Annotated in this window: 14 protein-coding genes; 5 read left to right on the top strand and 9 right to left on the bottom strand. The window is 36.7% G+C overall.

Features of this window, described 5'->3' with window-relative positions:
* Window positions 1-50: 50 nt before the first annotated feature.
* The gene (locus ABM34_RS07360; RefSeq protein WP_048704648.1) at window positions 51-917 is read left to right on the top strand and encodes a LysR family transcriptional regulator; all 867 of its coding nucleotides are present in this window, start codon (window positions 51-53) and stop codon (window positions 915-917) included.
* On the opposite strand, the gene ABM34_RS07365 is transcribed toward ABM34_RS07360, so the two are convergent.
* The 4 genes from ABM34_RS07365 to ABM34_RS07380 all read right to left on the bottom strand — a co-directional run bounded on the left by ABM34_RS07365 (window position 895) and on the right by ABM34_RS07380 (window position 4,241).
* Complete coding sequence (locus ABM34_RS07365) at window positions 895-1,458, bottom strand: GNAT family N-acetyltransferase (RefSeq protein WP_083988279.1); 564 nt, start codon at window positions 1,456-1,458, stop codon at window positions 895-897. The two genes, ABM34_RS07360 and ABM34_RS07365, sit on opposite strands and share 23 nt — an antisense overlap.
* 62 nt (window positions 1,459-1,520) lie before the next feature.
* Window positions 1,521-2,777, bottom strand: a complete 1,257-nt coding sequence (locus tag ABM34_RS07370) for an MFS transporter (RefSeq protein WP_048704651.1) — start codon at window positions 2,775-2,777, stop codon at window positions 1,521-1,523.
* Between the two features lie 220 nt (window positions 2,778-2,997).
* On the bottom strand, window positions 2,998-3,843 hold the full coding sequence (locus ABM34_RS07375; protein ID WP_048704653.1) for a helix-turn-helix transcriptional regulator: 846 nt from the start codon (window positions 3,841-3,843) through the stop codon (window positions 2,998-3,000).
* A gap of 17 nt (window positions 3,844-3,860) precedes the next feature.
* Window positions 3,861-4,241 carry a hypothetical protein gene (locus tag ABM34_RS07380; protein WP_048704655.1) on the bottom strand — a complete coding sequence of 127 codons (381 nt, stop codon included), beginning with the start codon at window positions 4,239-4,241 and terminating at the stop codon, window positions 3,861-3,863.
* Window positions 4,242-4,506: 265 nt separating this feature from the next.
* On the opposite strand from ABM34_RS07380, the gene ABM34_RS07385 reads away from it, so the two are divergent.
* Genes ABM34_RS07385 through ABM34_RS07395 form a run of 3 tightly spaced genes read left to right on the top strand, consistent with a single transcriptional unit; the run spans window position 4,507 to window position 7,014 of the window.
* Window positions 4,507-6,072: an Nramp family divalent metal transporter gene (locus ABM34_RS07385; RefSeq protein WP_048704656.1), complete on the top strand. Its 1,566-nt coding sequence runs from the start codon at window positions 4,507-4,509 to the stop codon at window positions 6,070-6,072.
* A gap of 19 nt (window positions 6,073-6,091) precedes the next feature.
* Entirely contained in the window at window positions 6,092-6,526 is a 435-nt protein-coding gene (locus tag ABM34_RS07390; protein ID WP_048704658.1) for a universal stress protein, read from the top strand.
* Window positions 6,527-6,585: 59 nt separating this feature from the next.
* Window positions 6,586-7,014 carry a hypothetical protein gene (locus ABM34_RS07395; protein WP_048704660.1) on the top strand — a complete coding sequence of 143 codons (429 nt, stop codon included), beginning with the start codon at window positions 6,586-6,588 and terminating at the stop codon, window positions 7,012-7,014.
* A gap of 42 nt (window positions 7,015-7,056) precedes the next feature.
* Here the strand turns inward: ABM34_RS07395 and ABM34_RS07400 are convergent, their stop codons facing one another.
* The 5 genes from ABM34_RS07400 to ABM34_RS07420 form a co-directional block, all read right to left on the bottom strand.
* Window positions 7,057-7,572, bottom strand: coding sequence for an SHOCT domain-containing protein (locus ABM34_RS07400; RefSeq protein ID WP_048704662.1), 516 nt, complete (start codon window positions 7,570-7,572; stop codon window positions 7,057-7,059).
* Window positions 7,573-7,578: 6 nt separating this feature from the next.
* Entirely contained in the window at window positions 7,579-8,025 is a 447-nt protein-coding gene (locus tag ABM34_RS07405; RefSeq protein WP_048704663.1) for a hypothetical protein, read from the bottom strand.
* Window positions 8,026-8,424: 399 nt separating this feature from the next.
* Window positions 8,425-8,781, bottom strand: coding sequence for a DUF898 family protein (locus ABM34_RS07410; RefSeq protein WP_048706439.1), 357 nt, complete (start codon window positions 8,779-8,781; stop codon window positions 8,425-8,427).
* A gap of 95 nt (window positions 8,782-8,876) precedes the next feature.
* The gene (locus ABM34_RS07415; RefSeq protein WP_048704665.1) at window positions 8,877-9,800 is read right to left on the bottom strand and encodes a TerB N-terminal domain-containing protein; all 924 of its coding nucleotides are present in this window, start codon (window positions 9,798-9,800) and stop codon (window positions 8,877-8,879) included.
* A gap of 215 nt (window positions 9,801-10,015) precedes the next feature.
* Window positions 10,016-10,879: a hypothetical protein gene (locus tag ABM34_RS07420; RefSeq protein ID WP_048704667.1), complete on the bottom strand. Its 864-nt coding sequence runs from the start codon at window positions 10,877-10,879 to the stop codon at window positions 10,016-10,018.
* A 278-nt stretch (window positions 10,880-11,157) separates the two neighbouring features.
* Between ABM34_RS07420 and ABM34_RS07425 the strand changes: the two genes are divergently transcribed.
* A complete protein-coding gene (locus tag ABM34_RS07425; RefSeq protein WP_048704669.1) occupies window positions 11,158-12,570 on the top strand; it encodes a C69 family dipeptidase in 1,413 nt (470 codons plus the stop codon).
* Window positions 12,571-12,776: the final 206 nt, after the last annotated feature.

Here is a 12,776-nt window from a genome sequence, read left to right on the forward strand (position 1 = left end):
AAAATTAGTATTTATTGTAATGATATAAGTTGTACTTATAAGGAGAATATATGTTAGATAAAAGATTTCAAACTTTGATAGTCGTATCTGAAACACTTTCGTTCACTGCGACTGCCCGAAAACTATTTATCACTCAACCAGCGGTATCCCAACAAATTTATTCTTTGGAAGATGAACTAAATTTGAAACTAGTTGATTCTACCAATCACAAAATAAGTCTGACTAATGAGGGAAAAAAATTAGCTGCGTATTGTAAGCAAGTTGAAATTGAGGGTGGCCGAATAATTGATATCCTTCAGCAAACAGACAATTCTAATCCATTCAAAATGGGCTGTACTCTATCACTGAGCTCAATTTTGCTACCGAAATTCATCCACCATTTGGCTGGGAAATCAAAGGTATTGACTACTAAAATCAATAATACTGAACATATTTTACAAGACATTCGTGACGGCAAAGTCGATTTTGGATTGATCGAAGGTAATTTCAATAAAGATGAATTCGATTCTATCTTCATACAAAACGAGAATTTTATTTGTGTTGCTAATCCTCATTTGAGAATATCGAAGTATATAATAGAAGAATTATTCTCACAAAATATTTTCGTAAGGGAACCAGGCTCTGGTAGTCGTGAAATTTTTGAACATTGGCTAGGAACACAAAATCACCAAATATCAGATTTTCAACACATCGTCGAAATTGCCAGTCCAAATGTCATAATCCAACTTTTGAAGCAAAGCCCTGGTATTAGTTTTATTTATGAATCATTGGTTAAAACTGAACTTGAAAATGGCCAGCTAAAAAAACTAGATCTCAAGGGGCTCTCAATTGAGCACCCTATCCATCTAGTTTTTTCAAAAAATAGTTATTTTACTGACACCTATCAGCAATTAGTTAGTTCTGTTCTTCATCAATAAATTTAATCTTGGCAAACGGAGTAAATATTCCAGAGAAATAAGCTTGTAGATCAATATATTCTTGTTTCTCAAAATCAGCATCACCATATGACAGCATAGTATATGTTACACCATCTTCGACTGCGACTTTTCCAAAATCATTGAATCCGTTTCGTTTGTAAAACGCTATTCTACGTTCACGTTGCTCTGCATTGGCAGCTTTCGAATCAGGCTTTTCAGCGCTCAAGCAAAAACGATGTCCGGCATACATTTGAACAATGTCTTTCAAAATTTTACTTCCGTATCCACCACCACGAAGTTCTGGGTTAACAGCCAAATAAAAGATATACGTCAAGTCACCTTTACTCATATTGTAGGCAGTACCAACAAGTTTGCCGTTATTGAAGAATCCAATAAATTCGATATATTGTTTTTTGGAACGTAACATTAGCCAAAACCAAGGCTCACGTTCTGCTTTTGGAAATGCTTCAAAATATAATTTCTTAGCTTGCTTGTATTCAGGTAATGATCGAGTAATTATCTTCTTAGTTAAAATATTGATTACCTCTCTTTTGTATTTTCATTGCCACTATAACAAATTGAAGATGCATTAAAAATAGTATTCTACTTTTCATCCAGTGAAATCTGTAAATTGACATCATATTTGCGTGCAACTGGAATTGCTATTAATAGTAATCCGCAAATCAAAGTCCCAATGCCTGCAATAATAAACAGACTATTAACACCTATTTTATCAGCTAAAGGACCTGCTAGAATCAATCCAACTGGGCCGGATATATTCATCAATGAATTGAATATTCCCATAACCCTGCCTAACATTTCTGATGGGAAGCTTTGTTGAAGCATGGCGATTAAAAGCGTACTGAAAAATGGTGAGGCGATTCCAGCAATTCCATTCAGAATTCCAAACCAAATAAGGCCTTTCATGTCGCCCGATAAATTACCACTAAAAATAAAGGCAATACCCAAGACTGACATTGACAGAAGTATTGGCAGCACACGGTTTTTCCATTTTCCAAAGACACCAATTATCGCGCCACCAATCAACATCCCTCCAGAAAAGATTCCTTCAATGATACCTGCTTCACCAACACTTCCATGAAAATATGAGAGTGTCATCAATGGATACATTGTCGTTGCCGGCATGAATAGCAGCGTATAGGCTGTTCCCAACAGCGTTAATATCCATAAACCTTTTTTGCCACGGAGCTTATTCAATCCAAATTTCACGTCATCCATTAATCGTATCTTTTGGTCAAACACTGGATGTTCAGGAATTCTTATCCAGAGATTTATTGGTGTTGCAAACATTGCACCTATTGGATCCAGTAATACTAATAAAGGTAGAGGAACTATCGCAAATAACAATGCGCCCAAAGCGGGTGCGATAATCAAATTGGAATTTTGGACCACTCCTAGTTGACCATTCACCCTAGTCAACTGCTTCTTTGGTACCATTGGCGGCATCATCGACTGGATTGTTGGCATCTGGAAGGTCTGAGCAACAGAACGAATGAACAGTCCGATAAATATTATCCAAATTGGGATATTAGTATTAATAAGTGCAACGATGGAAAGGACAATCGCCACTGAGGCTGACACAATATCGGGTATTATTAATAATCCTTTTTTATTATGACGGTCGACGAAGGGACCAATTAATGGGCTCAACAACACCATTGGCAGCATTCCTACTAAAGTTGCCAAGCTCAAAATGGTTGCTGAACCTGTGCGTTTGGTTAGGTACCAAATGATGGCATATTGAACAATCATGCTTGTGACGCCTGAGACAAACTGTCCGGTTAAAAACGGATAAATATTTTTCTGCCAGCTTCTGGTTATTGGTTGATTGTCAGACATGTTCCGCCCTCCCTTCTCTTAAACAAAACCCTGGTCTACTAATGTTGAGGATGGACTAGTCAAGAATGTTTGTAAAATACATCACTAACTTGATTAAAACACCATTTTTGAGAAAAATCTTATTTCAGTTACATCTGCGCTTAATAATACAATCAATTAGCTAAATTTTGAAATTCAAAAAGACCAATCACTGCACGTTAATAGTGATTGGCCTTTCGTATTACGGATAACTTACGGCAACTTTTTTACCATATTTGCTTAAAAACTTTTTGGCGTAGTCTGGATTATACAAATCTTTTTCCAAAACTAGAATTCGATCTGGCAATTCAACGAGTTTATCTCGTCTGAAATCGGTACGAACTTGTTTTCGAACTGATTTCTCGAATTCGAGCGTTACAAAATAACGTTCATTAAAATTGCGTGGATCATTTGTCCCTTCAATTATGTTGAAAGGACGTGGTATAAAGGTTTCCGCGGTCTCTTCCATACTAATTTCTTTGGTGATTTTGAAAATACGAAGTGCACTTCGTAGATGACAGTATGCCCAAATGTACCATGATTCATCGCGATAAAAAATTTCCATCGGCTCGATATCTCTTACAGTTTTTGCCCCAGCAACATCTACATAGTTGAGATGAATAATCTTATGCTTCATCTTAGCAACAAAAGCAGTTGCGATTTCATAACCTAATCGCTGATTTTCCGGCAAGTATTCTAATCCTAAATCATCATAGGGAATTTCCACCTGTGCATCGTTTAACAGGTTAGCAAATCTAACATAGGAGGTTTTCGACGATAACTTTCGATTCGAATAATCCATTGTTCGCAAGTTTAAAAAATCCTCAAACCTCAAGAACCGTTTCTCCATCACTTCGTCTGCGACTAATCGATAGCTATCATCAAAGTTGAAATCTTCGACAATATTGATTCCTGATTGTTTGAGAATTTGAATGTAACTTCGAACTTCCGCAGGGGATGCATCTAAATAGACACATAAATCCTCGTTGGTTAATTCATCGTTTCTAAGTAACTCGAATACGGTAGCAAAGATTTGGTCTTGATCCATGAATTAACCCTCACTTTTTAAAGTATTTCTACTTTATCAATATACTTCTCATTGTTATTAAATTGAAGTAATACCTTCTCACAGAGGTCTTGATTTTGGAATAATATTTTATCAAAATTTTTATTGGAAATGTAATGCGAAACTAGATGTGAGAAATACACGAAATGCAGCATATTCTCATACTCAACTACATCCTTAATATGTAAAACTTTTTGCACGAAGGTATTTACCACTTTGTCCCCAGTTTTGACGTATGCAGGTATCTTGGTGAAGTGAATTCCTACTCCTTTGTGCTTATCTGCCCACTTCTTGTTTGCTTTATTCAAGACGGTGAATACTGTTACGTCATCTGGCACGATCGGTACGTCTGATAAATCCATACTAATTATGGCTTTCATCACTTTCTCCCTCAATTCTATTTAATTTTTTGACAAATAATTTCAAATTGTATTGTTATTGCGTATTTGAATTTATTTATTTATTTATTTTAAGCTAAATTTTTTCAAATGTACAACACTATAAACATTACTCCGACGACAAATTAAGCGTTTCCATAATGTTTATTGGGTATAACTAATAAATTAGTCTACCCTAAATTTGTTATTTACCTCTTCTAATAGATGGACTAGAATGTAGTGGACAAGTGAAAGGGGAACTATATTTATGTCAGATAATAAAAAATCTAAGGGGCTGTTAACCTACGCTAACGGACCTTCCTTGGAAGAAATCAACGGTACAGTTAAGGTACCAAAGGGCAAGGGATTCTTGAGAACGCTGTTAGCATACTCAGGTCCCGGTGCTCTGGTCGCAGTTGGATACATGGATCCAGGTAACTGGTCAACATCTATCACTGGTGGTCAAAATTTCCAATACATGTTAATGTCGATAATCCTGATTTCTAGTTTGGTCGCCATGCTTCTACAATACATGGCAGCCAAACTAGGGATTGTGACTCAAATGGATTTGGCGCAAGCAATTCGTGCCAGAACAAGTAAGTCACTAGGGATTGTTCTATGGATCCTAACCGAGTTAGCCATTATGGCGACAGATATCGCCGAAGTAATTGGTGCAGCCATTGCGTTGTACCTACTGTTCCACATTCCATTAGTAGTAGCCGTATTCATCACCGTATTCGATGTTCTACTATTATTACTTTTAACAAAAATTGGTTTTAGAAAAATTGAAGCAATCGTTGTTGCTTTGATTCTCGTTATTATTTTCGTTTTCGGTTATCAAGTAGCTCTTTCAGATCCTAACTGGGGAGCAATTATCAAAGGTTTAGTACCATCAGCTGAAGCATTCTCTGAGGGACATGCCGTTGGTGGTATGACACCATTAGCTGGTACATTAGGTATCATTGGTGCTACAGTTATGCCTCACAACTTGTACTTACATTCAGCTATCTCACAAACACGTGAGATTAACCACAAGGATGAAGATGAAGTTGCACGTTCAGTTAAATTTACAGCTTGGGATTCAAATATCCAATTAACAGCTGCCTTTTTCGTAAATGCCCTATTACTAATCATGGGTGTTGCAGTATTCAAGAATGGTGCCGTTTCTGATCCATCATTCTTCGGTCTATACGATGCGCTTAAAGATACATCAACATTAAGTAACCCATTATTAATCAGTGTTGCCAAATCAGGTGCACTTGCTACATTATTCGCCGTTGCCCTATTGGCATCCGGTCAAAACTCAACTATTACAGGTACTTTAACTGGTCAAGTAATCATGGAAGGTTTCGTTCACTTAAGAATGCCAATCTGGTTACGTCGTTTGATCACACGTTTACTATCAGTTGTTCCAGTATTAATCTGTGTTCTATTAACAAGTGGGAAAACTGCTGTTGAAGAACATCAAGCCTTGAATACATTGATGAACAACTCACAAGTATTCCTAGCTTTCGCCCTACCATTTTCAATGTTGCCATTACTACTTATGACTGACAGTCGTGTAGAAATGGGAGAACGCTTTAAAAATGCCATGTGGGTGAAAATTTTCGGTTGGTTCTCAGTAATCGCCTTAACTGTCTTAAACATGAAAGGTTTGCCAGCTCAAATTGAAGCATTTTTCGGTGAACACCCAACAGCCCTACAACTTCACATTGCTGACAGTATTGCCTACGTATTAATCGCTGGTGTGCTAGCATTATTAGTATGGACGATTGTAGAATTACGTCGAGGAAACAAACGTTTCGCAAGAAAAGTTGCTTTAGAAACAAAATAAATTTTTCTGGGGGAAAAGTATGAGTGATAATATTTTCAAACGAATTTTAGTCGGTGTAGACGACTCCGAAGATTCATTGTTAGCACTCAAATACGCCATCCACACTGCAAAAGAAGACGATTCCGAGTTATTCATCGCCTCCGTTTTGGAAAGCAATGAGATGAATGTATTTGAAGTCTTAAGTAAAGACTTTGTCCACGGAGAACGTGCTGATCTAGAAAAGCATATTCTCGATTACAAAAAGTTAGCCGAAGCTGCCGGCGTTAAAAACGTCACAGCTGTAGTTGACGAAGGACAACCTGGCGAGACAATCATCAAAACTATTATTCCAGCAGTCAAACCTGACTTACTAGTAATCGGTTCTGAAGCTCGCAAAGGTGTCAAAAAGCATTTCGGTTCACAAGCAGCCTATATGGCAAAATACGCTGACATATCAGTAATGATATTCAGATAATAAGCACGAAAAAGACAGCCTAACGGCTGCCTTTTTCTGTAATTAAGGGGATTATCAATTTGGAAAAGCTATACACTTTTTGGAAAAAAACAATTGTACTACTTTGCATCATTGCGGTTAGTGCATTCATCTGGTTTGCAATGCATCAATTGGTTGTCATCACCCGTGACGCGCCAGAAACAATGAACATGCTCCGTGCATTTAATGGCTGGGGATTAGGCGTTATCCTGTCCCTATTGGTAGTAATTGTAGTATTCTTCTACAAACCCAAAGAAGCGTTTGCTCTACCAAGAGTAGTCGCCCTAACACTCCTACCAATAACCGATTTTATTTCCATCGTAACCGCAACCCACCATGCTAAATATATTCTTGTGATCGATTATATATTTGCGGTTGTTTATACCCTAGCCGCAGCAGTAGTTGTAGTGTTGGGAGCAATTACATTATACAAAAAATTAGTCAAAGATAACGATGAAGATATAGCCTAATAAGTAAGCAAAAGCGCGCTGAGAAGTTTTCAGCACGCTTTTTTAGATTCCTAATATTTTCTTTTTCTTACTATCAAAATCATCTTGAGTTATGACGCCCTCATCTAGAAGCTTCTTGAGCTCTCTTAGTTGATCAAATGATTCCTTATCACTTGTATCGTTTTCAACTTTAGATTCGTTTTCAGGCTGTGGTTGCTGTCTTGAGTCTGGTGCAGCGACAACCTGAACTGGAGTTGCATTTTGGTTGATAATAAATCTCAAATGTCCTTCCAATTGAGACGCAGAACTAGAGGCAGTTCGATAACTCCAACTATCTTCCTTAGTTTCAAATTGAACATATTTCTGTTCAAATTCAGGACCATTCTTGAAATACACCGACACAGACATCTTTTTAACAGCACGATAATCTTTTCCACCAGTCATAGCACCAACCACCGCACCAGCACCTCCAAATAACGCTCCACCAACAGCGCCACGAGTAATTCGATGATGCTTACTAACATTTTTGTAGACAGTATTCCGATGGAAACTAACAAGGTCTGAATAATCATAAATCATGTATGGTTATCCAAATGACTTCTTAATCATAACTTTCTTATCCTGATCATCAAATACCAAGCTACCAAGTGTCGTAGCTTGATGTGAATTCATCAGAGCAAGCTTTTCTTTATAAACATCGGCATACTCCTGCTTTGGAGTTTTAGCAGGTTTGGGTTTAACTGAACGTTTCTCAGCTCTACTATTAGGCTGGTTAATATTCTGAGCAGAGTTTTTGTTCAAATCCCTAGTTGAAGTATCCTGACGTGACTTTTCAGGATCGATTTTTATTTCTTTAGGTGGTTCTACTCCGTTGATTACTGCTGAAATTTCTGCACTAGTCATGATTGCTGCATCTGATGCAGACAAACCGGCTTTTTCAATACAATCAGCACAAACACGCCCATCACGCACGAGGATTCCCGGTGAAATGAACGATAGATTCTTTTTACAAATTAAACATTGTCTTGCCATGATTGTTACCTCTAAAAATTACTCCATTTCCAAGCATTCAAAATATTTTCACTATTATTTGTCAAAAAAAACATCCCCCAATTAGGAGGACGCTTTCTTGGTCGCATTGACTGTAAACAGTTAGCAACTATTTCATTCACCTAAAGACTACCATCTAAGCTGATTGTGTTCAACAATATATATTTGGAAAACAATTACTATTACTTGCTCTGGCACTTTTAACTATATTGATAATTTATGTGCTTTGTAATTCACGTTCCAACACCTACTACAATTATCACATGGATATTATCAATAACCTACTGATTAAGCTTGGAAACAGATGACTCAGCTAAAAAAGGATGCTGTCTAGCATCCCCTCAATTTCATTTTTAAATTTACAGACAAATAAAAGCAATATTAATTAACGAAAACTGTATTCTTAGCTTTCCAGTCTTCAATTCTGAGATTGACCCAGAACAAGTAAATTCCTAAAGTAATGATTGATAGAAGTAACCATTTGATCCAATTTCCAAAAAGTCCAACTGCACTTCCTGTGAATTGCATTCTCTTACCTTCAATTACAGTGTGATTAATTTTCCATCCGTAGGCAATACAAACTGCCCAAGGATATAGAATTCCAAATGAACACACAGTTATCAATATTCCAATAATCGTGTTCAAAATATAGCTTAAGAGTCCCCCATCAAAAAACGAATTCCTTCCATGCTTCATTTCGCCACTAGCAGCATTTCTTCCTTGTGTAGCGACATCCATGTTTCCATCAAATTGTTGATCCATTATTTCCCCCGTGTAACAGATTTTTTAACTGGATAGAACGAATTTATATTTTGAGAATCACCCCCTAAAAATTAATATCCATGATGTCCAATTAATTCTTCTTGAACTTCCGTACTGGTTTCTTCCAACATTCGTAGAAGTGGCTTGCGAACATCTTTATTCTTCAATAAATCAGGAATCTTCATGCGACGTTCATCCTTAGGTATGGAAAAGTTTGATAGAAAAACATCAATTGTAGTGTCACCAGAATGAGTTAGATTGTTAATCGAGAAATGTCCTTCAGCATATTTTTCAGCCAATTTACGATTCAAAATTTCCTCAAATAAGCTTGGTTTTCCGGTAATATAACGTTGATTATCCATCCCCAATTTTTCAGAAATCAACATAATATCTTTAGCTGACAAATAACCATGCGTGTACAACTTAACCAATATTTGAGTGTGTTCAGGAATTTCGTCTTCCTTAAGGCAATTCAAAAATTCCACACGTTTGTACTTATAGGCCGCCCAAACCAGCGTGTCAGAAGATTTACGAATAAAACCTTCATGTTCAATTTGTTGGTGCATCTTGCAGATCAAATTAACTGCAGGTTCCACCTTACTACCCATATAAATGCGACGTTCAAGTGCATACAATAGTAGAAAGGCAAAGCCAATGTCGTCTTTACGCTCAATATCTTCTAACCATTTCAAGAATGAATACTTCTGACCAGGTCCAAGGTTATGAAAAGTAGGATAACTCCCCACCACATCAATATTTTCACGATAAATCTGATCATGAGTTAAAATTTCTGAAGGCTCTGAGATTGAATTAGCTTCAAAGTCTTCAGTATTTTTGCGACGTCCATCACCAAACCACAACAAATCCAAAATTTCCGTTGAAATATCAAAGTGGTGTGAACCAACTCTAATTCGTTTTACATAGTGATTAGCATGTTGATGTGCTAAATCACGTGACAATAAATCTCTCCCAAAAATCGTTGCCAAAAAGCTCATATATTTTCTCCCTGTACGTGTGTAATGTAAGCATGTTTTCCCAATCAATACTTACTTATCTAAGTTAAAATTTAGCATATATCTAGACCAATTTGGTAACGAATAATTTCTATAATTCATGAAAAAAACGTTGTTCAAAACTCATCTGTATCAATGGTTTTGTACAACGTTTTAATTGTAATTAATATTGAATTATTTGGAATGGTGCTTTCTTACTATTGAGTAATTTGACCCTTCCATACTGAATCATTGAATGTGACAGTTACATTATCACCAGTATGCTTGAGTCCAATACCAATTCTAAGATCAGCATTCTGACCCTGGGATAGTGTATCGGGGATACCGTTGTCACGATTACTAGAAGCTGTTCCAATTGTTCCATTAGAATCTGCAACAGATAGTTCAGACCCATCAAAATCATCCATGGTGATATCTCCCTTTATTGCCGATACATGGTAATTAACTATTACATACTGTTGCATGCCTTCATAATTATGTGATATATCTGTAACCGAAACATCATCAGGAGATACTCTCTGGACAGAATTTACAGTAATATCAGCAACCATATCGTCATTTCCCACAATTGCTGCTATTCCAAATGCCATTTCCGACTTGGAAGAATCATCCTCCGCTTCATCGTCATCTGGTTCAGAATTCTTATCTTCAGAATGTGTGACCTTATTTATAATTTCCACTGTACCCTTTTTTACAGAAAAAGTTTTTGACTTACTGTATCGACCATCAGAAACAGTTATCTTGTATTTCCCAGGATAATGGACAACTAAAACAACTTTACCCGTATCCGCCTTATCTTTGACTTCAACTTTTTTCGTTTTCACATTCATTACTTTATATGAATTATTTTTGTTAGTATCAAATGTAACTTTTACACCTGATCCGTCTTTAAGAGTATCATGGGCATTATGAACTTCTAAATACATTGAATTTTTTTCAACTAAATTTGAAATTCCTCGATATAGTATGAATAATACGAATATTGCTATTAAATATACCCACCATCTTTTATATAATGGCTTATTTGTCTTGCTATGATATTTTGATGTCCTTGTTTCCAATTAATTTTCTCCCCACCAAATAAAAGAGAGCAGCTAGTAACAGCTAGTTGCCCTCTTTTATTTCTAACTTCACATTACTTGTATTTCATTCAATAGTTATAAGTATTTCTATCAATAAATATACTACACTACTTTTATAGTTAATCTAACTTGAAACTGACACAATTCTACATATTGCTGAACAATGATTTTTCTATGAATAAATTTGCGGACGGTTTAGAACTAATTCCACAAAGGTTATAATGAAACATGAATAACAAAAAGGAGTGCTTCTGAAAATGACAAAAAGAATTAAGGGCTCATGTACTACTATTTTAGTTGGTAAGAAGGCCTCTATTGATGGCTCTACTATCATTTCTCGTAACGATGATGGTCATGAAGCTTTGGATCCAGAGCGTTTTGTAGTTGTTAATCCTGAGGATCAACCAAAACACTACCAATCAGTTATTAGCAAAGTTAAGGTTGAGCTTCCTGACAACCCACTTCGCTACACATCAATTCCTAACTCAATTTTGACGAACGGAATTTGGCCAGCTGCCGGTATTAATAGTGAAAACATTGCTATGTCCGCAACTGAAACTATCACAACAAACTCACGTATTCTCGGACTTGACCCATACGTTGAAGGCGGTATCGGTGAGGAGGACCTTGTTACACTAGTCTTGCCTTACATCCACAGCGCCAAGGAAGGTGTCGAACGTCTCGGCTCACTTCTTGAAGAATATGGAACTTATGAACCAAATGGAATCGCATTTTCCGATAACGACAGTGTTTGGTGGCTCGAAACAATCGGTGGACACCACTGGGCAGCCGAGCGTATTCCTGATGACGCCTACGTAGTTGCACCAAATCGTATGAACATCGATGAATTCGACTTCGATTCAGCAGATACATTAGCCTCAGCTGATTTACAAAAATTTATTGAGGATAATAATCTAAATCCCGACACAAATGTATATAACTTGCGCCACATTTTCGGTAGCGCATCGATAAAGGATACTGTTTACAACAACCCTCGTGCCTGGTACGGTCAAAAGTACTTCAACCCAGAAGCAGAACATGATCCAATGGAACAAGATTTACCTTTCATTTGTCATGCCAACCGTAAAATTTCTATTGAAGATGTAAAATTCGTTTTGAGTTCTCACTTCGAAAACACCAAGTATGATGTTTATGGAAACGGAACAGAAGATGAAAAGACTTTATTCCGTCCAATCGGTATCAACAGAAACCACGATGTTCACATTCTTCAAATTCGTAACAATGTGCCTTCAGAAATTGCCGGTATCCACTGGTTAGCTTTTGGCGCAAACACATTCAACTCAGTCGTTCCATTCTATGCTAATGTCAACGACACACCTGCTACTTATAAAGACGCAGATGGAGAATTCAACTTGAATAACATGTACTGGTTAAGCTGTACAACAGCCTTGTTAGGCGATACAGACTACGACTTGTACGTTGACTTCAGAAACACCTTCGAACTCGAAGCAATGGGTTCATATCGCAAGATTCAACACGATACAGACGCTGACATCAAGAAACAAAGTAGTGCAAACATTCAAAAATATCTTGAAGAGGCCAATAACAAATTAGCTAGCGATTCATTGAAACGCCAAACTAAATTGCTTGGTGATATGGTAGTATTTGGATCAGAAAAGATGAAATTAAGATACAATTTGAATGATTAGATTACAATTAGGCCCTCCTTACGGAGAGCTTTTTTTATTTCCCAGATTTAAACATAAATTTTATTAAAAGCTAAATTAACAAATTATATTTAAAACGTTAGAATGTAAAAGTAGAAAAAAACTGGAGGACTAAAACATGGACGTAAATACAGGAACCGCAGTCATAGAACAAGCAGACTTGGACCAAAAAGGAACATGGGACTGGT

Origin of the sequence: Companilactobacillus ginsenosidimutans, assembly GCF_001050475.1 — a bacterium.
Taxonomy (GTDB): domain Bacteria; phylum Bacillota; class Bacilli; order Lactobacillales; family Lactobacillaceae; genus Companilactobacillus; species Companilactobacillus ginsenosidimutans.

Excerpts from the sequence above, each read along its gene's own strand:
- ABM34_RS07360 (WP_048704648.1), top strand. The coding sequence starts at position 51 with ATGTTAGATAAAAGATTTCAAACTTTGATAGTCGTATCTGAAACACTT.
- ABM34_RS07370 (WP_048704651.1), bottom strand. The coding sequence starts at position 2,777 with ATGTCTGACAATCAACCAATAACCAGAAGCTGGCAGAAAAATATTTAT.
- ABM34_RS07375 (WP_048704653.1), bottom strand. The coding sequence starts at position 3,843 with ATGGATCAAGACCAAATCTTTGCTACCGTATTCGAGTTACTTAGAAAC.
- ABM34_RS07380 (WP_048704655.1), bottom strand. The coding sequence starts at position 4,241 with ATGAAAGCCATAATTAGTATGGATTTATCAGACGTACCGATCGTGCCA.
- ABM34_RS07385 (WP_048704656.1), top strand. The coding sequence starts at position 4,507 with ATGTCAGATAATAAAAAATCTAAGGGGCTGTTAACCTACGCTAACGGA.
- ABM34_RS07390 (WP_048704658.1), top strand. The coding sequence starts at position 6,092 with ATGAGTGATAATATTTTCAAACGAATTTTAGTCGGTGTAGACGACTCC.
- ABM34_RS07400 (WP_048704662.1), bottom strand. The coding sequence starts at position 7,572 with ATGATTTATGATTATTCAGACCTTGTTAGTTTCCATCGGAATACTGTC.
- ABM34_RS07405 (WP_048704663.1), bottom strand. The coding sequence starts at position 8,025 with ATGGCAAGACAATGTTTAATTTGTAAAAAGAATCTATCGTTCATTTCA.
- ABM34_RS07410 (WP_048706439.1), bottom strand. The coding sequence starts at position 8,781 with ATGGATGTCGCTACACAAGGAAGAAATGCTGCTAGTGGCGAAATGAAG.
- ABM34_RS07415 (WP_048704665.1), bottom strand. The coding sequence starts at position 9,800 with ATGAGCTTTTTGGCAACGATTTTTGGGAGAGATTTATTGTCACGTGAT.
- ABM34_RS07425 (WP_048704669.1), top strand. The coding sequence starts at position 11,158 with ATGACAAAAAGAATTAAGGGCTCATGTACTACTATTTTAGTTGGTAAG.